This is a genomic window from Streptomyces sp. XM4193 (assembly GCF_023072595.1).
Classification (GTDB): Bacteria; Actinomycetota; Actinomycetes; order Streptomycetales; family Streptomycetaceae; genus Streptomyces.
On record NZ_JALLGK010000009.1, the window covers coordinates 1 to 26367 of the forward strand.

Annotated in this window: 24 protein-coding genes and 1 other RNA gene; 18 read left to right on the forward strand and 7 right to left on the reverse strand. The window is 72.4% G+C overall.

Going from position 1 to position 26367, the window contains the following annotated elements:
- Positions 1-698 (reverse strand): FHA domain-containing protein (locus MTQ01_RS20915; protein WP_247492292.1); only part of this gene is annotated, 698 nt, incomplete at its 3' end.
- 514 nt (positions 699-1212) lie between these two features.
- On the opposite strand from MTQ01_RS20915, the gene MTQ01_RS20920 reads away from it, so the two are divergent.
- From MTQ01_RS20920 to MTQ01_RS20935, 4 genes are all read left to right on the forward strand, one after another.
- A complete protein-coding gene (locus MTQ01_RS20920; protein WP_247492530.1) occupies positions 1213-2913 on the forward strand; it encodes a serine/threonine-protein kinase in 1701 nt (566 codons plus the stop codon).
- A gap of 154 nt (positions 2914-3067) precedes the next feature.
- A complete protein-coding gene (locus tag MTQ01_RS20925; RefSeq protein WP_247492293.1) occupies positions 3068-4282 on the forward strand; it encodes a serine/threonine-protein kinase in 1215 nt (404 codons plus the stop codon).
- A 28-nt stretch (positions 4283-4310) separates the two neighbouring features.
- Complete coding sequence (gene prfB / locus MTQ01_RS20930; RefSeq protein WP_247492294.1) at positions 4311-5426, forward strand: peptide chain release factor 2; 1116 nt, start codon at positions 4311-4313, stop codon at positions 5424-5426.
- A gap of 673 nt (positions 5427-6099) precedes the next feature.
- Positions 6100-6705 carry an LPXTG cell wall anchor domain-containing protein gene (locus tag MTQ01_RS20935; RefSeq protein ID WP_247492295.1) on the forward strand — a complete coding sequence of 202 codons (606 nt, stop codon included), beginning with the start codon at positions 6100-6102 and terminating at the stop codon, positions 6703-6705.
- Between the two features lie 215 nt (positions 6706-6920).
- Here MTQ01_RS20935 and MTQ01_RS20940 read toward each other — a convergent pair whose 3' ends face one another.
- Complete coding sequence (locus tag MTQ01_RS20940; RefSeq protein WP_247492296.1) at positions 6921-7118, reverse strand: hypothetical protein; 198 nt, start codon at positions 7116-7118, stop codon at positions 6921-6923.
- Positions 7119-7658: 540 nt separating this feature from the next.
- Here MTQ01_RS20940 and ftsE point away from each other — a divergent pair.
- From ftsE to ssrA, 5 genes are all read left to right on the forward strand, one after another.
- Positions 7659-8348 carry a cell division ATP-binding protein FtsE gene (gene ftsE / locus MTQ01_RS20945; RefSeq protein WP_211041134.1) on the forward strand — a complete coding sequence of 230 codons (690 nt, stop codon included), beginning with the start codon at positions 7659-7661 and terminating at the stop codon, positions 8346-8348.
- A 10-nt stretch (positions 8349-8358) separates the two neighbouring features.
- The gene (gene ftsX, locus MTQ01_RS20950) at positions 8359-9270 is read left to right on the forward strand and encodes a permease-like cell division protein FtsX (protein ID WP_247492297.1); all 912 of its coding nucleotides are present in this window, start codon (positions 8359-8361) and stop codon (positions 9268-9270) included.
- A gap of 78 nt (positions 9271-9348) precedes the next feature.
- Positions 9349-10512: a S41 family peptidase gene (locus MTQ01_RS20955; RefSeq protein WP_247492298.1), complete on the forward strand. Its 1164-nt coding sequence runs from the start codon at positions 9349-9351 to the stop codon at positions 10510-10512.
- Between the two features lie 17 nt (positions 10513-10529).
- On the forward strand, positions 10530-11009 hold the full coding sequence (smpB, locus tag MTQ01_RS20960; protein ID WP_247492299.1) for an SsrA-binding protein SmpB: 480 nt from the start codon (positions 10530-10532) through the stop codon (positions 11007-11009).
- A 217-nt stretch (positions 11010-11226) separates the two neighbouring features.
- Positions 11227-11598, forward strand: a transfer-messenger RNA (tmRNA) gene (gene ssrA / locus MTQ01_RS20965).
- A 107-nt stretch (positions 11599-11705) separates the two neighbouring features.
- Here ssrA and MTQ01_RS20970 read toward each other — a convergent pair.
- On the reverse strand, positions 11706-12596 hold the full coding sequence (locus MTQ01_RS20970; protein WP_374207819.1) for a nucleotidyltransferase domain-containing protein: 891 nt from the start codon (positions 12594-12596) through the stop codon (positions 11706-11708).
- 334 nt (positions 12597-12930) lie between these two features.
- On the opposite strand from MTQ01_RS20970, the gene MTQ01_RS20975 reads away from it, so the two are divergent.
- Positions 12931-13680 (forward strand): chitinase, encoded by a 750-nt coding sequence (locus MTQ01_RS20975; protein ID WP_374207820.1) that lies wholly within the window; start codon positions 12931-12933, stop codon positions 13678-13680.
- Positions 13681-13726: 46 nt separating this feature from the next.
- Here the strand turns inward: MTQ01_RS20975 and MTQ01_RS20980 are convergent, their stop codons facing one another.
- Positions 13727-14905: an MFS transporter gene (locus tag MTQ01_RS20980; protein ID WP_308294422.1), complete on the reverse strand. Its 1179-nt coding sequence runs from the start codon at positions 14903-14905 to the stop codon at positions 13727-13729.
- 194 nt (positions 14906-15099) lie between these two features.
- Positions 15100-15978: a GNAT family N-acetyltransferase gene (locus MTQ01_RS20985; RefSeq protein WP_308294423.1), complete on the reverse strand. Its 879-nt coding sequence runs from the start codon at positions 15976-15978 to the stop codon at positions 15100-15102.
- Between the two features lie 61 nt (positions 15979-16039).
- Here MTQ01_RS20985 and MTQ01_RS20990 point away from each other — a divergent pair, with 61 nt between their 5' ends.
- Complete coding sequence (locus MTQ01_RS20990; protein WP_247492301.1) at positions 16040-16507, forward strand: PPOX class F420-dependent oxidoreductase; 468 nt, start codon at positions 16040-16042, stop codon at positions 16505-16507.
- Between the two features lie 48 nt (positions 16508-16555).
- On the opposite strand, the gene MTQ01_RS20995 is transcribed toward MTQ01_RS20990, so the two are convergent.
- Positions 16556-16867 (reverse strand): GNAT family N-acetyltransferase, encoded by a 312-nt coding sequence (locus tag MTQ01_RS20995; protein ID WP_247492303.1) that lies wholly within the window; start codon positions 16865-16867, stop codon positions 16556-16558.
- Positions 16868-16940: 73 nt separating this feature from the next.
- Here MTQ01_RS20995 and MTQ01_RS21000 point away from each other — a divergent pair, with 73 nt between their 5' ends.
- Together MTQ01_RS21000 and MTQ01_RS21005 are read left to right on the forward strand one after the other, a co-directional pair.
- Entirely contained in the window at positions 16941-17927 is a 987-nt protein-coding gene (locus tag MTQ01_RS21000; RefSeq protein ID WP_247492306.1) for a pirin family protein, read from the forward strand.
- 134 nt (positions 17928-18061) lie between these two features.
- Positions 18062-18877 (forward strand): SDR family oxidoreductase, encoded by an 816-nt coding sequence (locus MTQ01_RS21005; RefSeq protein WP_247492308.1) that lies wholly within the window; start codon positions 18062-18064, stop codon positions 18875-18877.
- 228 nt (positions 18878-19105) lie between these two features.
- Here the strand turns inward: MTQ01_RS21005 and MTQ01_RS21010 are convergent, their stop codons facing one another.
- A complete protein-coding gene (locus MTQ01_RS21010; protein ID WP_247492536.1) occupies positions 19106-20080 on the reverse strand; it encodes a helix-turn-helix transcriptional regulator in 975 nt (324 codons plus the stop codon).
- Between the two features lie 630 nt (positions 20081-20710).
- On the opposite strand from MTQ01_RS21010, the gene MTQ01_RS21015 reads away from it, so the two are divergent.
- The 5 genes from MTQ01_RS21015 (at position 20711) to MTQ01_RS21035 (ending at position 26347) form a co-directional block, all read left to right on the forward strand.
- Positions 20711-21697 (forward strand): hypothetical protein, encoded by a 987-nt coding sequence (locus tag MTQ01_RS21015; RefSeq protein WP_247492310.1) that lies wholly within the window; start codon positions 20711-20713, stop codon positions 21695-21697.
- A 238-nt stretch (positions 21698-21935) separates the two neighbouring features.
- On the forward strand, positions 21936-23333 hold the full coding sequence (locus tag MTQ01_RS21020) for a NarK/NasA family nitrate transporter (protein WP_247492312.1): 1398 nt from the start codon (positions 21936-21938) through the stop codon (positions 23331-23333).
- 342 nt (positions 23334-23675) lie between these two features.
- Complete coding sequence (locus tag MTQ01_RS21025) at positions 23676-24809, forward strand: uroporphyrinogen-III synthase (protein WP_247492314.1); 1134 nt, start codon at positions 23676-23678, stop codon at positions 24807-24809.
- A 180-nt stretch (positions 24810-24989) separates the two neighbouring features.
- Positions 24990-25529, forward strand: a complete 540-nt coding sequence (locus tag MTQ01_RS21030) for a sigma-70 family RNA polymerase sigma factor (RefSeq protein ID WP_308294424.1) — start codon at positions 24990-24992, stop codon at positions 25527-25529.
- Complete coding sequence (locus MTQ01_RS21035) at positions 25526-26347, forward strand: anti-sigma factor (protein WP_247492315.1); 822 nt, start codon at positions 25526-25528, stop codon at positions 26345-26347. Before MTQ01_RS21030 ends, MTQ01_RS21035 begins: the two co-directional genes overlap by 4 nt.
- The last annotated feature ends 20 nt before the right edge of the window (positions 26348-26367 follow it).

Here is a 26367-nt window from a genome sequence, read left to right on the forward strand (position 1 = left end):
GGCGCGCCCGCGGACGCCTCCGCCGCGCGCAGCGCCCCCGAGCGCAGCCACAGCTCGGACTCGCCGACGCGCAGCACGGCGCCGGGCGGAAGGGGGCGCGGGCGGTCGCCGACCGGCGCGCCGTCGACCGCGGTGCCGTTGGTGGAGCCGAGGTCGGCGACGGTCACCGCGCCGTCGGGCGCCACCGCGACCACGCAGTGCAGCCGCGAGACGTCCGGGTCGTCCAGCACGACGTCGGCGTCGACGGAGCGGCCCACTCTGATCAGGTCGCCGTGCAGCAGGTGCACGCCACCGGCGTCGGGCCCGGAGACGGTCTCCAGCCGGAGGCTGTCGGGTGTGGGGGAGGCGGGGTCGCGCACGGGGCCGTGGAGGGAGATCACCGCTCCGTCGGTCAGCGGGGGTTCGCCGACCATCTGCCGCTGGGGGTCGAGCCGCCGGCTGCCGGAGTACACGGCCACGGACTCGCCGCCGCCCGGCTGCGCGCCGCGGGCCGCGCTCTCGGTGCTCCCGGGGCTGCCTCCGGGGTGGCCCTGGCCGCCGGCCGGCCCGGTGGTGGAAGCCAGCGCCGCGCCGAGGCCGCCGGTGATCGCGGCGAGCACGGTGCCCGGCGGGGCCGTCACGAGCACGTCGCACTCGCCACCGTGCTGACTCGCACCGCCGCGCGGTCCGAGGACTGTGAGCCGGATCTGGTTCGGCATCGGCCCCTCCCGGTTCATCAACCACGTGCCAGACCGTGGGGTGCATCCTCGCACCTGCTGCCGACAATCTGCGCCCTCCACGGCCTCCAATGATCTTGATTGGCTGGGGAGATGCACACGAGGGATCATATGTGGCCGAGTTCACAACGGAGTTGACCGGTCTTCCGGCCATGACTGCCCGTCCGGTGACCGTCATCGCCCTCGGTTCCGGATCGGTTCATGGTCGTTCGGCAACCGATCGACCGCGTGCCGCGTCTTGTCACCCGGGCCCGGGGCGCCGGGGGCAGGCCGTTCCGACGGTCCGCCGAGGGCGGTCCCGGCCGCTCGCGGTGCCGGTGCGCCGGCCCCGGGACAAGGGTGAGCGCCGGTGGTGCCCGGCACTACAGTTGGCCCCGACAGGTCCGTCCGCCGTGTGCCGACCGAGGTCGGGGTGCGGCGGGTGGCGGACTCCGACGCCTCAGGTGCGCGGGCCCGGCCCGCGGTGAGCCACGACCACGATCAGGGAGCCGATGACGTGCGGCCGGTAGGCAGCAAGTACCTGCTCGAGGAGCCAATGGGACGCGGCGCCACGGGCACCGTGTGGCGGGCTCGGCAGCGCGAGACCGCGGGGGCCGAGGCGGCCGTGGCCGGCGAGCCGGGCGAGCTCGTCGCGATCAAGGTGCTCAAGGAGGAGCTGGCGAACGACGCCGACGTCGTGATGCGCTTCCTGCGGGAGCGCTCCGTACTCCTGCGGCTCACCCACCCGAACATCGTCCGCACCCGGGACCTGGTGGTGGAGGGCGATCTGCTCGCCCTCGTGATGGACCTGATCAACGGGCCCGACCTGCACCGCTATCTGCGCGAGAACGGTCCGCTCTCGCCGGTCGGCGCCGCGCTGCTGACCGCCCAGGTCGCGGACGCGCTCGCCGCCAGCCACGCGGACGGCGTCGTCCACCGCGACCTCAAGCCGGCGAACGTGCTGATCACCGAGGGCGAGCACGGGATGAGCCCGATGCTCACCGACTTCGGCATCGCCCGGATCGCCGACTCCCCGGGGCTGACCCGGACCCACGAGTTCGTCGGCACTCCCGCCTATGTGGCGCCGGAGTCGGCCGAGGGCAAGCCGCAGACCTCCGCCGTCGACATCTACGGCGCCGGCATCCTGCTCTACGAACTCCTCACCGGGCAGCCCCCGTTCGGCGGCGGCAGCACGCTGGAGGTGCTGCACCGGCACCTGAGCGAGCAGCCGCGCCGCCCGGAGCAGGTGCCCGAGCCGCTGTGGACGGTCATCGAGCACTGCCTGCGCAAGCGCCCCGAGGAGCGCCCCGGCGCGGAGAACCTCGCCCGGGCGCTGCGCACGGTCGCCTCCGGGATCGCGCCCGGTGCCGCACCGGAGCAGTACGCCGCGGCGCTCGGGGTGGCCGGTCTGCTGGCGCCCGACCCGCAGCCCGCCCCGGTGCCGGGCAGCGGCGGACCGGGCGTCGTCGGCGGCGGAAGCGGGGACGCGGAGCCCACCCAGGTGCTGCCCACCGGTTCGGGCGCCGATCCGCACGGGGCGACGAGCGTGCTGCCGCAGACCGGCCCCGGGCAGGGGCAGGGTGCGGGCACGGACGCCACCAGCGTGATGCCTCCCGTGTCCGGCGACGGCGGTCGTGACGGCGCCGGTGACGGCGGAGGCGACGGCGCGCACCCCTGGCAGAACCAGATGCGGGCCGCCCGGGACCGCAACGACCAGACCCAGTACCGCCCGCTGGACCCGAGCGAGGACCCGCTCCGCCGCCGTCCTCCCCGGCGTCCTGCCCCGCAGCAGCAGCCCCCGCCCCGTGCGCAGCACCAGCAGCCACCGCCCGACTACGGACGTCCGCGCCGCCAGCAGTACCAGGACGGGTACGGGCAGCAGGGCCACCCGCCGCACCAGGGCTACCAGGGCGGCTACCAGCCGCAGCCCCAGCGGTACGAGCCCGAGCCGCCGCCGCGCCGTCAGCAGCGACCGCCCGAGCCGGAGCCGCGTCGGCCCAGGGAGCCCCGCCAGCGCAGCGCGAACCCGATGCGGATCCCGGGCCTCGGCTGCCTCAAGGGCTGTCTGATGGTGATCCTGGTCTTCGCACTGATCACCTGGCTCGTCTGGAACTTCACCCCGGTCCAGGACTGGATCGCCGACGGCCAGGCGTTCTGGGACACCGTCGTCGGCTGGTACGAATCGGTCCGCGACGGCGTCAAGAACCTCACCAACTGACCGCCCCCGGGCGCCGGTCGAGTGTCACCGGCGCCCAACCGGGCGGCAGGGACGGAGACTTGTCGACATAGCAAGTGGCTCTTTCCCGCACAGAAGCCGCGGTTCGTGCAATCCGTCGTACCCGTGGCGGGTCCGGGCGCGTAACTTTGTCGTCATGGCACGGAAGATCGGCAGTCGTTACACCGCCTACCAGATCCTGGGTCGCGGCAGCGCCGGTACGGTCTGGCTCGGCGAGGGGCCCGACGGTGCGGTGGCGATCAAGCTGCTGCGCGACGACCTCTCCGCCGACCAGGAGCTCGTCGGCCGCTTCGTACAGGAGCGCGCCGCGCTGGTGAGTCTGGACCACCCGCACGTGGTCGGCATCCGCGACCTCGTCGTCGACGGCAACGACCTCGCGCTGGTGATGGACCTCGTCCGGGGCGTCAACCTGCGCAGTCGGCTGGACCGCGAGCGGCGACTGCCGCCGGGCGAGGCGGTGGCGATCACCGCGGACATCGCCGACGCGCTGGCCGCGGCCCACGCCGCCGGGTACGTGCACCGCGACGTCAAGCCGGAGAACATCCTCCTCGACGAGTCCACCGGTGCCGCGCTGCTCTCCGACTTCGGGGTGGCCAAGCTCATCGACGAGCCCAGCCGCGCCGGCGGCCGTCGAGTGGTCGGCACTCCCGACTACGTCGCGCCGGAGATCGTCGAGGGGCTGCCGCCGCGCGCGGCCGTCGACATCTACGCCCTCGCCACCGTGCTCTACGAACTCCTCGCCGGATTCACGCCGTTCGGCGGCGGCCACCCCGGGGCCGTACTGCGGCGGCACGTGACCGAGGCGGTCGCGCCGCTGCCCGGGATCCCCGACGAGCTCTGGCGGCTGCTGCACCAGTGCCTCGCCAAGGGGCCCGCCTCCCGGCTGCGCGCCGGCGAAGTCGCGTCCCGGCTGCGGGAGCTGCTGCCCCCGCTCGCCGGTCTGCCCGTGCTGGACATCGACGAGCCGGACGCCGAGCCGGCCCCCGCGCCCGCGCCCACCGGGTACGAGGACCACCAGGAGCCGCTCCCGACCCGCAGCGCGGTACCGCTGGTCCAGGGTGCGACGGCCGCCGACCCGGAGTCGGCCAACCGCGATACGCACACCAGCATGCGCGTGCCCGGTCCCCAGGAGCTGGCGGGCGGTGCGCTCGGCACCGCGCGCACCCCCCGCGCGCCCGGTCTGCCGCGCGCCGGTTCGGCACGGCACCGGGCCGCCGAGCGCCGGCGCCGGCTGAAGCTGGCGGCGGTGGCGACAGTGGCCGCGGCGACGCTGGGAGTCGGCGGCTGGCTGGTCCTCGGCGGCGACGACGGGGACTCCTCCAAACCGGCAGTCGACCAGTCCACTCCGTGACCGTCGGCGGAGCGGTTAGGCTGGAGCCGTGGCACTCGTCGATGTATCCGAAGCTCTGAAGTCCCTCTCCTCCACCATGGAGTCGATCGAGGCTGTCCTCGATCTCGACACGATGCGGGCGGACATCGCCGCGCTGGAGCAGGAGGCGGCCGATCCGGCCCTGTGGAACGACCAGGACAGGGCCCAGAAGGTCAACAGCAAGCTCTCCTTCCTCCAGGGGCAACTCAGGAAGGTCGAGGAGCTGCACGGCCGGATCGACGACCTGGAGGTCCTCTTCGAGCTCGCCGAGGCGGAGGACGACGCGGACACCAGGGCCGAGGCCGAGCGGGAAATGGTCTCGGTGCGCAAGACCGTCGACGAGCTGGAGGTCCGTACGCTCCTGTCCGGCGAGTACGACGAGCGCGAGGCGATGGTCTCGGTGCGCGCGGAGGCGGGCGGAGTGGACGCCGCCGACTTCGCGGAGCAGCTCCAGCGGATGTACCTGCGCTGGGCCGAGCGCCGCGGCTACCCGACCGAGGTGCTGGACACCTCGTACGCGGAGGAGGCCGGCATCAAGTCGACCACCTTCACCGTCAAGGCGCCCTACGCCTACGGCACGCTCTCGGTCGAGCAGGGCACCCACCGCATGGTGCGGATCTCGCCGTTCGACAACCAGGGCCGCCGCCAGACGTCCTTCGCCGGTGTCGAGGTGCTGCCCGTGGTGGAGCAGACCGACCACATCGAGATCCCGGAGAACGAGCTGCGGATCGACGTCTTCCGCTCCTCCGGCCCCGGCGGCCAGTCGGTCAACACCACCGACTCCGCCGTGCGCATGACCCACCTGCCCTCCGGCATCGTCGTCTCCTGCCAGAACGAGAAGTCCCAGATCCAGAACCGCGCCGCCGCACTGCGCGTTCTCCAGGCCCGGCTGCTCGCCCGCCGCCGCGAGGAGGAGCAGGCGAAGATGAACGCGCTCAAGGGCGACGGCGGCAACTCCTGGGGCAACCAGATGCGTTCGTACGTGCTTCAGCCGTACCAGATGGTCAAGGACCTGCGCACCGAGCACGAGGTGGGCAACCCGCAGGGTGTGCTGGACGGCGACATCGACGCCTTCCTGGAGGCCGGCATCCGCTGGCGCAAGCAGCAGGAGCAGCCGACCGGCTGACCGTCGCCGGGCGCCACTGCCGTTCCGCGGCCACTGCCTCTGCGACCGGTCACTGCCACTGCCACTGGCCACTGCCACGCGACCTCACCCGTCACCCCCGTCGTCTTCGCGGCGGGGGTGACGGCGTGACGGCGTCCCCAGGGGCCCGTGGTCCGCGCTCGCCCGTGGCGCGATCGATGTCCGTGCAGGATGCAACTCTCCGTAGCCGTGCGCCCGTTGGGGTTTTCTCGTCGGCAACAACGGGCAGAAGGTGCTTTGGGGGACGACTCGTTCCATGTCATGGTGAAGCCGTTTGAATCATCACTCGTACCGTTCGTCAACACCGTAGCGCGGCAGGGGAGTTGTCGTGCCGCAGGTGCCCGATATGACCGCTCGCGCCGGGCCGGTGGTGTCGGTTCGCTCACAACAGACCACTTACAGCGGCAACTCCCCGCTCACGAGGGACATTTCGCACCGATGTCGCTTGACGGTGATGGTTTTAGTGGGAAAGCTGTTCGCTCGGCAGGCGTGTGCCTGGTGTGTTCGTGCGTGTGTGGGGGCGGCTTCGGACTCGGCGCAACTCGGCCTTGTCCCAAGGGTGTCGTTCCCGGAGCGGCACTGTTCGGCATTCGCCGCGTATTGATGAAATGACAGCTACTGGGGGTAGTTGGTAGTGACCAATAAGAAGACGCGAGTGCGTGTCGCGCGGATCGCGGCCGGTGCCGTGTTCGCAGCGGGCCTCTCGCTCACCGTGGCCGGCGCCGCTCAGGCGACCGGCCCCGGCGACGGCGACAACAGCGGCGACTCCGGCTTCATCGGCGGCCTGCTCGGTGGCGGCGGCGAGGACCCGGACGAGCCCGGTGAGCCGACGGACGACCCGGACGAGCCGGGCGAGCCGACGGACGACCCGGACGAGCCCGGTGAGCCCACCGAGGACCCGGACCCGACCGAGGACCCGGACCCCACTGAGGACCCGGACCCGACCGAGGACCCGGACCCCACTGAGGACCCGGACCCGACCGAGGACCCGACCGAGGACCCGGACGACGGTCTTGACCCCGACACCTCTGCGGGTGGCGGCGGCGAGAGCCCCGACTCCGGTGGCAAGGAAGAGATCACCACCCCGGTGAAGCCGGACCCGCAGGGCGGCCAGGAGAAGGACGAGGAGCTGGCCGAGACCGGTGCGGCTGAGACCACGTTCCTGCTGGTCGGCGCCGCGACGATGATCGCGGGCGGTATCGGCTTCCGTCTGCTTCCGCGTCTGATGAGCCGCGAGGACGGCGGCGCCGCAGCCGCCTGAGGCGACGCGTCACGCATCCTGCAGCAGCAGTAGGGCCGGCGGGGCCCGGACACGGCCAGTGTCCGGGCCCCGCCGTCGTGTGTACGGGCCGGTCCGCGGCCCCCGGTCCCAGCCACCGGGCGGGGCCGTACGAGACGTGCGGGGGAAGCGGCGCGGGTGCGGGAGGTGAACGCCCGGCCGGAAGGGCGGGGCGGGGAAGTGCGAGTGGGGCCGGTTCAGGCGGTGGACGCCTGGTGGGCCAGCAGGGCCAGCGCCAGCAGCAGGAGCAGCAGTCCGCCGAGTGCGGCCGGGGAGAGCAGGTCCAGCGGTCCGGTCTCCCGCGCCTGCCGGGCGCGCTCGGCGCGGCACACCGCGCAGCGTCCCTCGCGCACCGGTCCCGCGCAGTTGGCGCACACCAGACGGTCGTGCGTCATCCGCCGCTCCTCGCTGTGCTCGTCCGCCGTCCCGCTCGCGCCGGGACTCCTGTGCCGGGCCCTTCCGTGCCGGGCCCGCCCCTCCATGGTCCCGCTTCGGCCGGGGGCCCGCCCCTCCGGGGCCCGCCTCCGAGCTCCGTCCGCCTCGCTCACGCACCGCTGCGGGCCCGCCTCGCCGGCGTCCCGCCGCCCGCCCGGGTGCTCGATTCCGCTGCCGGGGTGGCCGTCGGCCGATTCCGGGGGCCGGGTTCTTCAACGCCGCGGCGGTCGCGATCGTTCCCCGAGCGGTTCCGGGGTGCTCGACGGGAGAGCGGAGGCGATCACGGATCGTCCAGGAGCGAAAAGCCGCGGAACCGAGCGTGTCCGCCGGTGGCGGTCACGCCGGATAGACCTTGAATATGCCCAAATGCCCAACGGGCAGGGTGGGTTAAGCCGGGCACCGGCTTCGGTCCTTCGCGCGGGTCGCGTATGGTCGCCCACACCGACACGGTGCTGCTCGCGGCTCCGTAGCCCCTACCCAGGTCGACGTGGTGTAAATCAGTGATTCGATTCGACAGCGTCTCAAAGAGCTACCCCAAGCAGAATCACCCCGCACTCCGCGATGTCTCGCTGGAGATCGAGCGCGGTGAGTTCGTCTTCCTGGTGGGGTCCTCCGGTTCCGGAAAGTCCACGTTCCTGCGGCTGATCCTCCGCGAGGAGCGGGCGAGCACCGGGCAGGTGCACGTGCTCGGCAAGGACCTGGGGCGACTGTCCAACTGGAAGGTGCCGCAGATGCGCCGCCAGCTGGGCACGGTCTTCCAGGACTTCCGTCTGCTGCCGAACAAGACGGTGGGGGAGAACGTCGCGTTCGCCCTGGAAGTGATCGGCAAGCCGCGCGGCCAGATCCGCAAGACGGTGCCCGAGGTCCTCGACCTCGTCGGCCTCGGCGGCAAGGACGACCGGATGCCCGGCGAGCTGTCCGGCGGTGAGCAGCAACGCGTCGCGATCGCCCGGGCGTTCGTGAACCGTCCGATGCTGCTGATCGCGGACGAGCCCACCGGCAACCTGGACCCGCACACCTCCGTCGGCATCATGAAGCTGCTCGACCGCATCAACAAGACCGGGACCACGGTCCTGATGGCCACCCACGACCAGCAGATCGTGGACCAGATGCGCAAGCGCGTGATCGAACTCGAGAAGGGCCGTCTCGTCCGCGACCAGTCGCGCGGCGTCTACGGCTACCAGCACTGAAAGGGACGCGATGCGCGCGCAGTTCGTCTTCTCGGAGATCGGCGTTGGTCTCCGCCGCAATCTCACGATGACCTTCGCCGTGATCGTCTCCGTGGCGATCTCGCTGGCGCTGCTCGGCGGCGCGCTCCTGGCCCGGGAGCAGGTCAACTCGATGAAGGGCTACTGGTACGACAAGGTCCAGGTCTCCATCTACCTCTGCAACAAGAACGACGCGGAGACCGAGCCCAGTTGCACCAGGGGTGCCGTCACCGGGCAGCAGAAGCGGGAGATCAAGGACGATCTGGAGAAGCTCCAGGTCGTCGACAAGGTCTACTACGAGTCCAGCGACCAGGCGTACAAGCACTACAAGGAGCAGTTCCCCGACTCCCCGCTGGTCCCGTCGCTGACGGCGGACCAGATGCAGGAGTCCTACCGGGTCAAGCTCGCGGACCCGACCAAGTTCGACGTGGTCAGCTCCGCCTTCTCCGACCGGGCCGGTGTGCACTCCGTGCAGGACCAGAAGGATCTGCTGGAGGACCTGTTCAACCTGCTCAACGGCATGAACACCGCGGCGCTGTTCCTGATGGGGCTGATGCTGATCGTTGCGCTGCTGCTGATCGTCAACACCGTCCGGGTCTCGGCGTTCAGCCGCCGGAGGGAGACCGGGATCATGCGGCTGGTGGGTGCGTCCAGCTTCTACATCCAGATCCCGTTCATCCTGGAGGCGGCGGTCGCGGGCCTGCTCGGCGGTGTCTTCGCCAGCACCATGCTGATGGGCGGCAAGTACTTCCTGGTCGACAGCTGGCTGGCCGACAAGATCCCGCTGATCCAATTCGTCGGCTGGGACTCGGTTTTGAAGGTGCTGCCGCTGGTGCTCGCGGTCGGTGTGCTGATGCCCGCTCTTGCAGCTTTCCTCGCGCTGCGCAAGTACCTGCGGGTGTAACGCGGGTGTGACGAAGGACGCGACAGCGGTACACACAACCTCGCGTGCGAAGGCCCCTTCTGTCCTAGACTCCGCAACATGTCGGGCACATGGATGTTCGTCCGGCCCCGCCGCATCGGCCGCGGGGCAGGGATCGCATTCGTTTTCGCCGGAGTGCTGTTGACCGGCTTCGCCACCGGCTCCTGGAGCCAGGAGTCGGACGGCGGCAGCGGCGAGGGCGCCCCGATACGGCCCCGTACCCTCGCGGACGCCCCCACCCCGCCGGTGGGCGGCAGCGATGCGGGTGAGCTCGTCAGCCGCAGCGGCGACCGCTGGTCGGCCGCGTACAGCGCACGGGAGTACGAGGGGCTGCGGCAGGCGCTGGACGGCGAGTACGTCGGTGTGGGCATCGCGGTACGACGTTCCGCGCAGGGAGTGCTGGAGGTCGCGCGGGTCACCGAGGGCAGCCCCGCCGACCGTGCGGGCATCCGCCGCGGCGATCTGCTGCGGACGGTCGACGGCGAGGCGGTCGCGGCCAGTCCGGTCACCGAGGTGGTGGCTCTGCTGCGCGGCGGCCACGGCGGCGCCGACAGCGAGCCGCAGGCCGTGCCGGGCTCCGAGGTCGAGCTGGGGCTGAGCCGGGACGGCCGGCGGTGGGAGCACGAGCTGCGCCGGGCCGAGCTGCGCACGGTGTCGGTGTCCGTCCGCGAGATGGCCCCGGACTGCGTACGGATCACGGTCGAGGCCTTCACCAAGGGCACGGCCGAGGATGTCCGCGAAGCGGTGCGGGCACTGCCCGCGGGCACCGGCGTACTGCTGGATCTGCGGGGGAACGCGGGCGGGCTGCTGCACGAGGCGGCGGACACCGCGGGTGTGTTCCTCGACGGTGGAGTGGTCGGCACCTACGACGAGGGCGGCACCCAGCGTGCGCTGCGCGCGGAGCGGGGCGGCGACACCCGTACCTCCCTGGTCGTCCTGGTCGACGGCGGCTCGATGAGCGCGGCCGAGCTGGTGGCCGGGGCGCTTCAGGACCGCGGCAGAGCGCTGGTGGTCGGGACCAGGACGTTCGGCAAGGGCACGGTGCAGATGCCCAGGGAGCAGCCGGACGGCTCGGTCGCCGAGCTCACGGTGGGCCACTACACGACACCCACCGGGCGTGAGCTGGACGGAGTCGGCCTGGCGCCGGACGTCACGGTCCGCGAGGGGGAGCGCGCGACGGCGAAGGCCCGCACGGTATTGAGTGGCCTCTCGGGCGCCGGTTGAGCCACAATGGCCCGGCTATGGCTAAAGAGAAGAGTCAGAAACTCATCGCGCAGCACAAGAAGGCGCGGCATGACTACCTCATCCTCGACACCTACGAGTGCGGGATGGTCCTGACCGGGACAGAGGTGAAGTCGTTGCGGCAGGGCCGGGCCTCCCTGGTGGACGGGTTCGGGCAGATCGACGGCGGTGAGGCCTGGCTGCACAACGTGCACATCCCCGAGTACAGCCAGGGCACCTGGACCAACCACAGCGCCCGCCGCAAGCGCAAGCTGCTGATGCACCGCGAGGAGATCGACAAGCTCATCGGCAAGCTCCAGGAGTCCGGTCTGACCCTGGTGCCGCTGAAGCTGTACTTCAAGGACGGCAGGGCGAAGGTCGAGATAGCGCTGGCCAGGGGAAAGCGCGAGTACGACAAGCGGCAGACGCTGCGGGAGAAGCAGGACCGCAGGGAGGCCGAGCGGGCGATGTCCGCGGTGCGGCGGCGCCAGCGGTCCTGACCGCGCGCTCCGGACCGGTCCCGGCGGGAGGCGGTCACGGCGCGCGCCGGCCCGGGCGGACGGTTGCGGCGGGGCCGATCGGTCCGGTCGTCGGCCCGTCCGGACGCCCCGCGGAGGGGCGGGGGAATTCGTTGGCCGTCCGCGGTGTTGTTCACGTACGATGGGCGACAGCAGCGAAGCGGTCCTCTCGGACCGGTTCGTCTTGTCAACTCAACATGGGGATGATCGGTTTCGACAGCGGATGTCGAAGCAGGGGAAGCGAGCCGAGGAACGCGGCAATGATCTCGTTAACCATCTGCCGCAAAAAAATAATCGCCAACACCAAGCGCGATTCCTTCGCCCTCGCTGCCTAAGCAGCGACCTGCGAAGTGTCAGCCCGGGTGCGTTCCCGACCCGGTTCCTGGCATCAGCTAGGGAACTCACCGCGTAAGTCCGGTCACGGGGCTTGCCGGGACATCTCACAGTGACTGGGCCCGTCGGCAGCTTGTCTGCGTGACTGCCGGGGCCGAGAAAAGCACAGCAGACTGCGCTCGGAGAAGCCCTCCTCCTGCACCGTTGGACGCGGGTTCGATTCCCGCCATCTCCACCTGAGAAAAGCCTCCGGACCACGAATCCCTCGTGGTCCGGAGGCTTTTTCTGTGTCTGCCGGTCCGATCCGGAGGGGGCCCGGCCGCTCGTCGGCCGGGCCCCGGCCGGTCAGCTCCCGAGCAGTGCGGCCAGGTCGCGGTGGAGTGCCGCGGAGCGGCCGGTGCCCCATCGCACGGCGGCCTCCTCGATCAACTCCCGGCTCCAGCCCCAGGAGTTGCGGGCCGCGCGGCGCAGGGCGTCCGGTTCGACGCCGGAGGTGGTGGCCGCGTACCGCGCGCGATCCGCCTGCGGCAGGTCCAGTTCCAGCGCGCGGCTGGGGGTGAGCCAGTGCGCCGTGGTGCCGCGCAGCAGCCGGCAGAGCTTGAGCTGCTGCGGCGCCACCATCGTGCCCAGGAAGGCGTGTGCCCGGGCGAGTTCGCCGCGCGCCAGGAGGTGGGCCACCATCAGCGTCCAGTTGGCCAGCTCGTCGGCGCACTGCTGCGCGGTGGCTGCCGGCTCCGGCGGCTGGAGCGTGCTCAACGCCCTCGCGGCCGGCAGGAGTTGGCCGGTGCGGTCCAGGAGCACGGCCCGCTCGGGGTCGGGCAGATGGACCATGCCCCGCCAGCCGTCCATCTCGGGGATGCCGGTGCTCGCCCCGACGAGGTGGAACTCGCCGCGCATCAGATCCTCGAAGACGACGGTGAGCACACCGAACTGGTTGGTGTGGACGAGCCTCAACGGCAGCCCGGGGTCGAGCTGTTGGAGGAACGCGGCGCCGTCGAAGCCGTCCGGTGCGTCGGCGCGGCTCTCGGGGGAGTCGTCGAGGAAGACGTACGCCTCGATGTCCGAGTGGGCGTCGGCCTCGCCGACGGTCCAGGAGCCGTAGAGCAGTACGCCGGCCAGCCGCGGTTCGGCGTGGGCGAGGGTGCGCAGACGCTCGATCCGGGCGTCGAGCGCGTACGGCGGTTCGGTGCCGTAGCCGGGGGCGGGGTCGGTCGGACGGTGGTGCGGAAAGGTCACGGAACTTCTCCTGTGCGAAGGCAGAACGGACGGGCCCACCGGCGGGTGGGCCGAATCGGGGCGTTCGCGCCTCAGGAGAAGAAGGATCCGCACATGGCAGGGGAGTCTACCGACTGTCCCGCCGGCGGCCGCGAGTGGTGAGGGAGCGGGTCAAGTCGCCCGAGAGCGGCGGGAATCGGAAGACGGCGACAGATGGTGACAACTCTCCGTCAGTGGAAGATCATTCTCCGCAATGCTTGGTCTAGACCTTGACGTGATCATGCATAGGACCCTTTCATGAGAGCGTTCCCATTTCGTGACCCCGGCGGCCGAGGGCCGCCTGAGAGGTGTTCCCGTGCGAAGGAATAAGCTTTTCGCGCTGCTGACCGCGGCGGTGCTGGGCGTCATCGCTCTGCTGGGTACGGCGGCCGTCTCCACCGCCGCCACCAGCGGGAGCGAGGCGAAGGACAGCAAGGCCAAGGCCGCCGAGTTCGTGGTGAGCGAGGCCCAGTTCGAGCAGATGTTCCCGAACCGGAACTCGTTCTACACCTACCAGGGCCTGGTCGGGGCGCTCAGCGCCTACCCCGAGTTCACCAACTCCGGTGACGACGCGACCAAGCGCCGCGAGGCCGCCGCCTTCCTGGCCAACGTCAGCCACGAGACCGGTGGCCTGGTGCACGTCGTCGAGCAGGACGAGAGCAACTACCCCCACTACTGCGACGACACCCAGCCCTACGGCTGCCCCGCCGGCCAGGACGCCTACTACGGCCGCGGCCCGGTCCAGCTGAGCTGGAACTTCAACTACAAGGCGGCCGGTGACGCCCTCGGCATCGACCTGCTGAACAACCCGCGCCTGGTCCAGGAGGACCCCGAGGTCGCGTGGAAGACCGCCCTGTGGTTCTGGAACACCCAGACCGGTGCCGGCACCATGACCGCACACTCCGCGATCGTCGACGGCCACGGCTTCGGCGAGACCATCCGCACCATCAACGGCTCGCTGGAGTGCAACGGCGGCCAGCCCGAGAAGGTCGAGAGCCGGGTCCGGCTCTTCGAGGAGTTCAGCTCCCTCCTCGGCACCACCCCGGGTGACAACCTCCGCTGCTGACCGCGGAGTTGACCCCTTCGAGTGACACGGACGGGCCGGGTGGGCGTCAAGCCTGCCCGGCCCGCTCGCGTGCCGGGCCTCGCCCACCGAGCAGCGCGACACCGGCCGCGGTCGACGCGGCGCAGAGCGGCAGGGCGTACGACCAGGCGCCCGGGAGCCGCTCGGCCGCCCAGCCCCCGGCGGCCGCCCCGGCCGAGATGCCGCAGAGCAGCGCGGTCACCGCCAGGGTCATGCCCTCGTTGATGCGGGAGGAGGGCACCAGCTCCTGAATGAGCGTCATGCTCGTCACCATCGTCGGCGCGATCGCCATGCCGACCAGCAGCAGCGTCGGCGCCAGCAACCACAGGCCGCCGACGGACGCCGAGAGCAGCGGCAGCGTCATCAGCGCGGCCATCGCGCAGACGCAGCGCACGAACCGGCGCCACGGCGAGCCCGAGAGCGTCAGCAGGCCGAACGCCAGCCCGGCCGCCCCCGAACCGAACGCCTGGACCGCGAGTATCGCGCCGGCCGCACCCGGATAACCGCTCTGGTCCGCGAAGGCGACGGTCACCACTTCCATCGAGCCGAACACGACCCCGGTGGCGAGGAACGTCGCCAGCAGCGGCGCCATCCCCGGGGTGCGGACCGGAGCCCGTCCCCGTGGTCCCGCCTCGTTCACCGGCGGTTCGGTGCGGCGCTGGGCGGTGAAGAGCAGCGTGCCGACCAGCAGGGTGAGCGCGGCGAAGACCGTACCGGCCTCCGGAAACCAGGAGACGGCGAGCGCGACGGCCACCACCGGCCCCAGTACGAAGCACAGTTCGTCGGCGGCCTGCTCGAGGGAGTTGGCGGTGTGACGGGCGCCCGGGTCGTCCCGGTACAGCCGCGCCCAGCGCGCTCGGGACATCCCGCCGGTGTTCGGCGCGGTGGAGGCGAGGGCGGCGCAGCCGAAGAGCGTCCAGGTGGGGGCGTCGGCCCGTACCGCGGCGGCGAGGGACAGATGCGCGGCCACGGCGAAGAGCACCGCGGGTACGGCGACCCGCGCCTGGCCCAGCCGGTCCACCGCGCGGGCCACCAGCGGGGCGACCACCGCGGCGAAGCCCAGGCCGGTCGCGCTGACCGCCCCGGCCAGCGCGTAGGACCCTCGCGACGTCGCGACCATCACCACCGCGGCGACGCCGAACATGGCCATCGGCAGGCGCGCGAGGACGCCGGAGGCGAAGAACGCCGCGGCGCCGGGAGTGCGCAACAGCCTTGAGTAGGGGGCGAGTCGGTGCGTACCGGGACGTCGGCCGGTCGGGGCCGGAGCGGCAGGGGGCATCGCACCAGATTCCGTCAGCGGGTCCGCGCAGTCCAACCGTTTTCCGGCGACGGGCGACGGGCGACGGGCGACGGGCGACGGGTGACGGGTGACGGGTGACGGGCGACCGGCAGCGGGTCACCTCACCCGCGCGGGTCCTCCGGCGGTGTCCAGAGGTACGGCGTGGTGGTGGTGAGCGCGTGGAAGCCGAGCCGGCGCAGAACCGGGGCGCTGCGGTCGGAGGCGTCGACGCGCAGATGGCTGACGCCGCGGTCCCGGGCGAGAGCGGCGCGCGCCGCCACCAGTGCCCGGTACACGCCACGACCGCGCCACGAGGGGAGGGTTCCGCCGCCCCAGAGGCCGGCGAAGTCGGTGCCGGGCTCGAACTCCAGCCGCGCCCCGCTGATCACCTCGCCCTCCGCCTCGGCCACCAGCACCGCGGTCTCCTGCGGTGCCGCCTCGATCTGGCGCGCCAACTCCTCGGCACGCCACGGCCGTTCCTCGCCGAAGGCGGTGCCCTGCATCCGGGCGAACCGCTCCAGGTCCGCCCGCTCGCTGATCCGCCGCAGGACGACGCCCGGAGGCAGATCGGGTGCTTGTGCGGCGATCGCCGAGGTGTCGGCGACCATGACCGTCTCCGGCGGCTCGGGCACGAAGCCGGCCGCGCGCAGCCGTTCCGGCACCTCGACCGGAAGATCGTGGGCGTGGGTCTTCCACTCCACGGACTCGCCGCGCGCCGCGAACCAGTCGCGCTGCTCCGCGATCAGACGGTCCAACCCGGCAGTGTCCAGGTCGAGTTCGCGCGGCGGAAGCAGATAGCCCCGGTGCATTCCGGCGACCCGCAGCAGCGGGCCCTGCCGCTCCTGCCGTGCGCCCGGGGGCAACGCCCCGGCCCAGCCGCGCAGTTGGGCGTCGTAGGCGGCCAGCAACCGCCGTACGGTGTCGCCGTCGCCGGGCGCGGCGCTGCCGTGGCGGTCCGGATCCGAGGAGGGCCGCTTCGAGGAGGAGGGAGGGACGGTCACGTTCCGACCCTACGAGCGCGCGCAACCGGTTATCGGCCGCCCGGTCTCCTACCCTCGTGGAATGACGCCTTCCATCGCCACCAACACCCCGGTGTCCCGCGACGAGTTGCTGGACTTCCTGCGCCCGCGGCACCGGGCGATCCTCCTCACCCGCCGCACCGACGGCTCGCCGCAGGGCTCGCCGGTCACCTGCGGGGTGGACGGGACCGGACGCATCGTGGTCTCCACCTACCCCGAGCGCGCCAAGACCCGCAACGCCAAACGCGACGCCTCGGTCAGCGTGATCGTCCTCTCCGAGGACTTCGACGGCCCCTGGGTGCAGGTGGACGGCACGGCCGAGGTGCTCGACTCGCCGGAGTCCACCGAGCCGCTGGTCGACTACTTCCGCAGCATCTCCGGGGAGCACCCGGACTGGGACGAGTACCGGCAGGCGATGGTCCGGCAGGGCAAGTCGATCATCCGTGTCACGCCCACCCGTTGGGGCCCGGTGGCCACCGGGGGCTTCCCCGCGCGGCTCGCACAGGACTGAGCGGAGCCCGGCGCCGCCCGGCCCCGTTCAGCCCGTGCGCTCGGCCGCCTACAGGCCGAATCCGGCGCGCTCCTCCTGAGGCACCAGGTCGACGTACTCGGGGTGCTTGGCCAGGAACTTGCGCACGTACGGGCAGTACGGCAGCACTTCGCGCTCCTTGCCGCGCAGATCGTCCAGCGCCTCGCCGACCATCCGCCCGGCCAGCCCGCGGCCGGCGAACGCGGGATCGGTCTCGGTGTGGGTGAGCGAGACCCTGTTGCCCTCGACCGTGTACTGGGCGAAACCGGCGAGCTCCTCGCCGGAGTACACCTCGTACCGGGACAGCTCGGGGTTGTCGCGGACCGTGACGTCGGTACTCATCGGGTGGGCTCCTGTCGCGTCCGGTGTGAGACTGGTACGGCCTGATCCTGCGGCGAGAGCGAGCGCGAACGCAATGAGCAACGTCGAACCCAGTCCCGCCGAGCTGCGCTGTGCGGACCGCGCCCCCAGGGCTGCGGACGACCGGCCCGCTGTCGAGATTCTCACGCCGAGGGACGTCCCGCTCGGTGGCCCGCGTGCGATCACCGTGCGCCGCACGCTCCCGCAGCGGTCGCGCTCGCTGATCGGCGCGTGGTGCTTCGTCGACCACTTCGGGCCGACCGACGTCGCCGTCAGCGGCGGCATGGACGTGCCGCCGCATCCGCACACCGGTCTGCAGACCGTCAGTTGGCTCTTCTCCGGCGAGGTGGAGCACCGGGACAGCACCGGGGTGCACGCCCTGGTGCGCCCGGGCGAGCTCAACCTCATGACCGGCGGGCACGGCGTCTGCCACTCCGAGGTCTCCACCGGGGCGACGACGGTGCTGCACGGCGTGCAGCTGTGGGTCGCCCTCCCCGACGCGCACCGCGGGGCGCCCCGCGACTTCCGCAGCCATGTGCCCGAGCCGCTCGACCACCGCGGCGCGACGGTACGGGTCTTCCTCGGCGAACTGTGCGGCAGCCGTTCGCCGGTGCCCACCTTCAGCCGGCTGCTCGGCGCGGAGCTGCTGCTGCCGCCGGGCGCCGAGCTCTCGCTGGAGGTGGACCCGGAGTTCGAGCACGGTGTACTGGTCGACACCGGGGGCGTGGACGTCGCCGGCGAGCCGGTCGCCGCGGCCGAGATGGCCTATGTGGCGCCCGGCGCCGAACAGCTTGCGCTGGCGAACAGCAGTCGGGAGCCCGCCCGGCTGATCCTGCTCGGCGGCCCGCCGTTCGGCGAGGAGATCGTCATGTGGTGGAACTTCGTGGCGCGCAGCCACGAGGAGGTTGTCGAGGCCCGTACCCAGTGGGAGGCGGAGTCCGAGCGCTTCGGCGCGGTGACGGGGTACACCGGACGCACCCGGCGGCTGCCCGCCCCGCAGCTGCCCGGCCTTCCGTTGAGGCCGCGCGGCAGCGCCCGCTGAGCCGCTGCGCCGACCGCCGCCCGCGCCGCTCCGAAGCCTCCTCAAGCCCTTCGGGACGCCTTCGCGTTCGCACACGGAGGAGCCGTCGCCGAGGTGGTGTGTCACATTCCCGGTCGGCTCCGCGTCGGGTGCGTATGGACATCGCCGTAGTAGGAGGAACAGGGCTGCTCGGCCGCCGCGTGGTGGCTGGACTGCGGAGCGGGGGCCACGCCGTACGGGTGCTCAGCCGCACCGGGCCCGAGCACCGCGTCGACCTGACCACGGGCGCGGGGCTGGCCCGGGCGCTCGACGGCGCCGCGGTCGTCGTCGACGCGAGCAACCGCACCGGTACGAGCGCAGCGGCGCGCAGCACCCTGGTCGGGGGCACCGCCCGGCTGCTGGAGGCCGAGGCGGCGGCCGGGGTCGCCCACCACGTGTGCGTCTCGATCGTCAACTGCGACGAGGTGCCGCTGGGTTACTACCGGGCCAAGGCCGACCAGGAGCGGTTGGTCGAGCGCGGCAGGACGCCGTGGACGATCGTGCGCGCCACGCAGTTCCACGAGTTCGTCGCCGCGTCCTTCCTCGCGCCGCTCAAGCGGCTGGGGGTGCACGCGGTGCCCGGGGCGCTGCTGCAGCCCGTCGACACCTCGGAGGCGGCCGACGCCGTCGTCCGCGTCGCCACCGCCGAGCCCACCTGCGGGCTGGTCGAGATCACCGGCCCGCGGGCGCACGAGCTGGGCGAACTGGCCCGGCTGTGGCGGGAGTCGAACGGCAGCCGCGCCCTGCCCCTGCCGGTGCGTGTGCCGGGCGCCCTGGGCCGGGCTCTGCGCGCCGGCGCCCTGACCGTCCCGGGCGGCGAGGACCGGGGCACCTCGGGTGTGCTGCGCGGCACCACCACGTTCGAGGAGTGGCTGCGGTCGCGACGGTCCGCGCCGAACGCGGAACACCGCGCCCCCACCGAAACGCCGTAGCGCCCCGCGGGCCCGTACGCGCCCGTTCCGGCCCGTACGCGCCGCCTTCGCGGGCCCGTACGCGCCCGGTGCCGGTCGCCCGCCGCGGCGGCCACAGCGGGTCGCCCCTTCGGTCAACGGCGGGCGCCGCCCCCGGACTTCGGCGAGGGCGGGCGCCCGTCGCGGGCTTCGACCGTCGGCGGGCGTCCGCGCGACAGCGATGTCATCACCGGCGCGGTGGTGGACCGCTCAGCTGATCCAGCCGTTCATCGCCGCCCGTACGCCCGCCTGGAAACGGCTGGTGGCGCCGAGCCGGTCCAGCAGCACGGCGACGATCCGGCTCACCGAGCGCGGAGAGACGCCGAGTTGGTGCGCGATGACCTCGTTCTTCTTGCCGGCGGCCATCAACAGCAGTACGTCGCGCTCCAGTTGGGTCGGCTCGGGGCCGTTCTCCTCCTCCTCGGCGGTGAAGTCCAGCCCCCTGTCCCAGTGGTGGGTGAACAGGCGCTGGAGGAAACCCAGCACCGCGGGGTCGCGCACGAGCACGACGCCGGCGGCCGTGTCCTCGGTGTCGACCGGGAGCACCGCGGCCTCGTTGTCGTAGATCAGCAGCCGCGAGGGCATCACGCCCGTGGTGCGGATCTGGGCTCCCGCCGCGGTGATCCGGGCCGCGTACTTGGCGGTCAGCCGGTGCTTGCGGGTGCTGTGCTGGAACAGGATCCGGATGTGCGCGCCGCGGGCGAGAGTGTCCAGGTCGAGCGGGGTGGCGGAGCTGACCGCGGCCTCGTCCAGCGGGCCGCCGGGGCTGAGGACGTCCACCGAGCTCTTGCAGGTGCGGGCGAGGTCGTCGATCACCGCGCGGATGTTGTCAAGACCCTCGATCACCTCGACACGGCCCTTGGCCGAGCGCATACTTCTGGCCTCGAGGTAGTCGCCGGTGAGTGCGTGCATCTGCGCGCGAGCCGTGGCGATCGCGGTCTGCCGCTCCAGCACGTCCTGCTGCGCCGCGGAGAGCAGTGTGTCCGCGGCCGTCTCGGGGCTCACGGCGGACCAGCCCCCGCTGGGGGAGGGCTGGAGCAGGCTCAGCCGTGCGAGGCGCTGCTCGGTGGCCCGCACCTCCTCGACCGTCAGCCCGCTGCGGCCGGCGATCAGCTCCACGGAGTCGGTGGGGTGCAGTACGCGCAGTCGGTACACGCGTGCCGCGACCTCGTCTATTTCGCACATCTCCAGCACGACTCAGTTTCCTCGTTCCGTCCCTGCTGCTCGGGCGACAACCTGCCAGGCGAGATACTGCCAGGGCAAACCTCTTGGTTCTTGGCTCAGAAGTCGCAAATATCGACACCGGAATGAAGGTGAGACCTTCGTTCACCGGACACGGTTAGGGAGGCGTCCTGTGAAGAGACTTACACGTGCACTCGCTGCATCCATGATTGTCGCGCTGGCAGCCCTGGGCGCGCAGCTGGGCGTCGCGGGCACCGCCGCAGCGCAGACGCACGCCACCGGGGTCAACTCCGGCGACAACATCTGGATGTGACCGGCGCGGGAACGGTACGACCACTGAGTGCCTTCGGAGAGAGCCATGACCACGCTCGCATCCCGTGGGGAACACACCGCCGCGCGGACCGGGAGTCCGCTCAGCTTCCGGCGCGGCAACCTTAGACACGTCCAGGCAGAGGATTGGGACCGGGTGGTGTCCGATGCCTGGGCGCGCAGTGTGAAAAGTCGTCACACCCTGGATCATCGCTGCTCCCCCCTCGGCGATGCCAGACCGGTGTCACGTTGGGGTGGCCGTTCCGCCGGACGGTCACCGGACCGCTTGCTCACCGTCGCACCTCGTGCGCGGAGACGCGTCCGGTGAATCCACCCCTCACACCCCTGGCCGTTCTGCTCAACCCCCGTGTGCAGACGGTCCGGGTGGCGCGTGAGGTCGGGGCCCACACCCTCATGGTGGGTCCCGACCTCACCGCGCCGGGCATGAACCGCGCCGCCGCCGAGGCGGACCAGGTCCTGGAGGCCGACTGGCGCGACCACCGGCGTCTGGCCGCGGGCCTCGCCCATCTCACCGGGGTCTCCCGGGTCTCGGTCTTCGGCTTCGAGGACGCGACCGCGCTCGCCGCCGCCCGCGCCAACTGGCATCTGCGCCTGGCGGGCAGCAGCCCCCGATCGGTCGCGGTGCTCAGCGACCCCCTCGCCCTGCGCGAGCAGATCAACGCGATCACCTCCGTTCCCGTGCGCCACGCCCTCTGCTCGGCGGTCGAACTGCCGAGAGCCGCCTGCCAAGTCGGCTTCCCCTGCACCGTGCGCCCGCGCGGCCCCGCCGCCGGCACGGACCCCGCCGAGGCGGAACCGGCCGTGGTGCACGGTGTGATCGAAGCCGAACGGCTGGTCGGCCGGCTGCCGGCGGGCGAACTGGTCGTCGAGGAGTATCTGGAGGGCCCGCGCGTGGTGATCGAGGCGTACAGCCACCACGGCAGCCACACCATCCACGGCGTCACCCCGGTGACCGGCGCCGACGGCGACGGGTTCCCGGGCGTCGGGACTCCTGTCGACGGAGTCCCGGGCATCGGCCGGGACCGGCGGGCGTCCGGCTCGCGCGGCTCCGCCGGCCCGGAACGGCTGCTCGACCCCGACGGGCCGGAGCTGACCCGGTTGGTGAGCGACACCCTGGACGCGGCCGACTACTGGGTCGGCCCCTCCCGGATCACCGCAGCCCTCACCGCGCGCGGCCCGCGACCGGTGGCGGCCCGCGCCTGCCCCGCGCAGGAGAGCACCCTGCCGGCCGTCGCCATCGCCGCGCTCCTGGAACTCGCCGAGCCGACTCACCGCGCCCAGGCGAGCTAGCGGAGCCAGCGGTAGCGCGGGCGTCACCCCTGGACACAGCGCGGAAACCTGCGGTCCCTACTCTCGGACTCCCGGCTCGGCGAACGATCACGCCGACAACCCCGGTCACGCCGCACGCACTCGACACTCCGACCACGCCGCACGCACCGATCACACCGCACACACGCACGTACACACGCACGCACCGACCCGCACCGCGCCCCGGCGCGAGGACGGTGCGGCCCGCAGGGGAGGCACCATGACAGCCCGAGGCACCGCACGCGGTCCGGGCCGCTGGATCGAGCACTGGGAGCCGGAGGACCCGGACTTCTGGCGGCAGCACGGCGAACGCGTCGCCCGCCGCAATCTGGCCTTCTCCATCCTCTCCGAGCACATCGGCTTCTCCATCTGGTCGCTGTGGTCGGTGCTGGTGCTGTTCATGGGCCCCGAGTACGGGATCGACGCCGCCGGGAAGTTCTTCCTGGTCGGCATGGCGACCCTGGTCGGGGCGGTGATGCGGGTGCCGTACACCTTCGCCGTCGCCCGTTTCGGCGGCCGGAACTGGACGGTCGTCTCCGCCGCGATGCTGCTGCTGCCCACGCTGGCCGCGTTCGCGGTGATGGAGCCCGGCACCTCCTACGGCACGTTCATGCTCGTCGCCCTGCTGACCGGGGTCGGCGGCGGCAACTTCGCCTCCTCGATGACCAACATCAACTCCTTCTACCCGCTGCACCGCAAGGGCTGGGCGCTCGGGCTGAACGCCGGCGGCGGCAACATCGGGGTGCCGGCGGTCCAACTCGCCGCGCTGGCCGTCATCGCCACCGCCGGCGCCGGACAGCCGCGGGTGCTGCTCGGCCTCTATCTGCCGCTGATCGTGGTGTCCGCCGCCTGCGCCTGGCGCTGGATGGACAACCTCGCACCGGTGCGCAACGACACCGGGGCGGCACGGGAGTCGATACGCGACGCCCACACCTGGATCATGTCCTTCCTCTACGTGGGCACCTTCGGCTCCTTCATCGGATACAGCTTCGCCTTCGGCCTGGTGCTCCAGAACCAGTTCGACCGCACTCCGCTCCAGGCCGCCTCGCTCACCTTCGTCGGGCCGCTGCTCGGCTCGTTGATCCGTCCCCTGGGCGGACTGCTAGCCGACCGGTTCGGCGGCGGACGCATCACCCTGTGGAACTTCGCCGCCATGGCGGCGGCCACCGGCGTGGTCGCGGTGGCCTCGCAGCGCGAGTCGATGCCGCTCTTCCTGGCCGGGTTCATCGCGCTCTTCGTGCTGAGCGGTCTGGGCAACGGCTCCACGTACAAGATGATCCCGGGCATCTACCGGGCGAAGGCCCTCGCCCGGGGGCTCACGGGCGAGGAGGCGGACACCTACGGCCGCCGGCTCTCGGGCGCGGCCATCGGGCTGATCGGCGCCGTCGGTGCGCTCGGAGGGCTCGCCATCAACCTCGCCTTCCGCCAATCCTTCCAGGCCACCGGTACCGGCACCGCGGCGTTCGTCGGCTTCCTCGCCTTCTACGCGGTGTGCTTCCTGGTGACGCGGCAGGTGTACACCCGCCGTCGGAGCGGCCCCCGGAAGACCGCCGCCGGGGCGGGCGGGACGCACGAGGAAGGCGCCGCGGACCGGGCACCGGCCTTCGCCGGGGTCTGAGGCGCGGCACGTGCGCCCTGCGGACCCGCCGCGGCACTCCGCCCGGGGCGCGCGTCGGCGCTCCAGACGTCGGACACTCGTACGCAGCGCGTCCGCGCCCGGCGGTGCGCAGGCCCCCGCACCGGGCACAGACCGCGAACCCCGGCAGAGCAGAACCGCCGGAGCAGAACCGCGCGGGTACGGGCCGCGGGTACGGGATCGCGGGATCGTACAAGAGCACGGGACGCCGGAGCGCGGGACACGAATCCCGGCACAAGGGACGCCGGAACGCCGGAACGCCGGAACACAGGCCAGGCACTACGGGACTACGGCACTACGGGACTACGGGATGAGGGCCCGCCGATGGAGCACGCACCACAGCCGAGGCCCCTGGACGGGTTCACCGTCGGGGTCACCGCCGCACGGCGCGCCGAGGAGCTCGGTGCGCTGCTCGCCCGGCGCGGCGCGGCCGTCCAGCACGGTCCGGCGCTGCGGATCGTTCCGCTCGCCGACGACGGCGAACTCCTCAGCACCACGCGGCAGTTGATCGACCACCTGCCGGACGTGACCATCGCCACCACGGCCATCGGCTTCCGCGGCTGGCTCTCCGCCGCGGACGGCTGGGGCCTGGGCGAGGCCCTGCTGCAGCGGCTCTCGCAGACCGAGATCCTGGCGCGCGGCCCGAAGGTGAAGGGGGCGGTACGGGCGGCGGGGCTGAAGGAGGAGTGGTCGCCGGCCTCCGAGTCGATGGCCGAGGTGCTGGACCGGCTGCTGGAACAGGGGGTCGAGGGCCGGCGGATCGCGGTCCAACTGCACGGCGAGCCGTTGCCCGGTTTCAGCGACGCGCTGCGGGCGGCCGGCGCCGAGGTGGTCGGCGTACCGGTCTACCGCTGGCTGCCGCCGCGCGACACCGCGCCGTTGGACCGGCTGATCGAGGCGACCGTCGGCGGCTCGGTGGACGCACTGACGTTCACCAGCGCCCCCGCCGCCGTCTCCCTGCTGCGCCGCGCCGGTGAACTCGACCTGCGCGCACGGCTGGTGGAGGCGCTTCGGCGGCAGGTGCTGCCGGTGTGCGTCGGTCCGGTCACCGCGCTTCCGCTCCAGGCCGAGGACATCCCGACCCGGCAGCCCGAACGGTTCCGGCTCGGGCCCCTCGTCCAGGTGCTGTGCACCGACCTGCCCCGGCGCCCCCTGGCGGTCGCGGGACGGCAGTTGGAGATCCGCGGCCACGCCGTCGTACTGGACGGGGAACTGCGGCCGGTGCCTCCCGCCGGGATGGCGCTGCTGCGTACGCTCGCCCGTCGCCCCGGCTGGGTGGTGCCCAGGTCCGAACTGCTGCGCGCACTGCCGGGGTCGGGCACCGACGAGCACGCGGTGGAGACCGCCGTGGCCCGGCTGCGCTCGGCGCTCGGTGCCGGCGGGCTCGTACAGACGGTGGTCAAACGCGGCTACCGGCTGGCGCACGACCCGACCACCGGCGACAAGTACGCCGACTGAACACACGCCGACCGAGCACCCCGACCCGCCGCCCCCGGCCCACGCGCCGCAACGGCGTCGCGCGGCCCAACCCCCACCCCGCACGGGGCGTCGACGATTTCCGTACCCCGCGGTTGAACGCCGCGGCTCCCGCGTGCGTATCCATCCGCGGGGGTACGCACACTTCAACTGGGGTTCCGCGTGAGCGAGGATGCGGCCGTGGCTGACCGAACGTCGCAGGACGACGCCCTGATCCGGGCCCTCTACGAGGAGCACGCCGGGCCGCTGCTGACCTTCGTGCTCAGGTTGGTGGACGGCGACCGCCACCGGGCCGAGGACGTGGTGCAGGAGACGCTGCTGCGCGCCTGGCGCAACGCCGACCGACTGCGGGGCGCCACCGGTTCGATCCGGCCGTGGCTGGTCACGGTGGCCCGTCGCATCGTGATCGACGGCCACCGCAGCCGCCGGGCCAGACCGCGCGAGGTGGACGAGGCCCAGTTGGAGAGCGTCCCCGCGGCCGACGAGATCGACCGCGCGCTGCGGATGATGACGATCTCCGAGGCGCTGGGCGATCTGACCGACGCCCACCGGGAAGCGCTGGTCGAGACGTACTTCAGGGGGCGTACGGTCAACGAGGCCGCACAGGTGCTGGGCATACCCGCCGGCACCGTGCGCTCGCGGGTGTACTACGCCTTGCGCTCGTTGAAGCTCTCGCTGGAGGAGAGAGGGGTGTCAGCATGACCTCGCTCGCCCACCACCAGGACCACCACGACCACCACGACGTCGGGGCGTACGCCATCGGCGCGCTGGGTCCCGAGGAAGCCGAGCGCTTCGAGGCGCACCTCGCCGACTGCGGGCGCTGTGCCGCCGCGCTCGACGAACTCCTCGGCCTGGCCCCGCTGTTGGCCGAGTACACCGAGACCGGCCGCGCCGCCGCCGACGCGCCCCCGGGAGTCACGGCCGCGCCGGACGACGCGGACGCCCGGCCGGACGCGGACGCCGTGCCCCGTTCCGCCGCCCCGGCCGGGCACCACGCCGAACCGGTACGGGCCGGGGAGGCGCTGCTGGAGAGCGTCCTCGCCCGGGCCGCAGCCGAGCGACGGCGGCGGGCCCGACGGCGGCTGGCGCTCGCGGTGCCCGCCGCCGCGGTGCTGGTCGCCGCCGCCCTCGGCGGAGCGGCGCTGCTGACCGGCCCGGACACGGGGGCCCCGCCCGATCCGCCCGATCCGATCCGTGCCGCCTACGACGCGGGGGAGAAGCACCACGGCAGCGCGCCCGGGAGCGACGTCGACGCCACCGTCTCGCTCACCGAGAAGCGGTGGGGCACTGAGATCGCGGTGCGGCTGACCGGCGTCACCGGTCCGCGCAGTTGCGGGCTGATCGCGGTCGGCCGGGACGGCGGCGAGCAGACCGTCACCACCTGGGCCGTCCCGGACACCGGCTACGGGCCGGGCAAGGAGGTCTACTACGTCGGCGGCTCCGCCTACGGTCCTGCCGACATCGACCACTTCGAGGTGCGCACGCTGGACGGCCAACGCCTCGTCACCGTCGACAAGTAGCCGCCCCGCCCCGCCGCCGC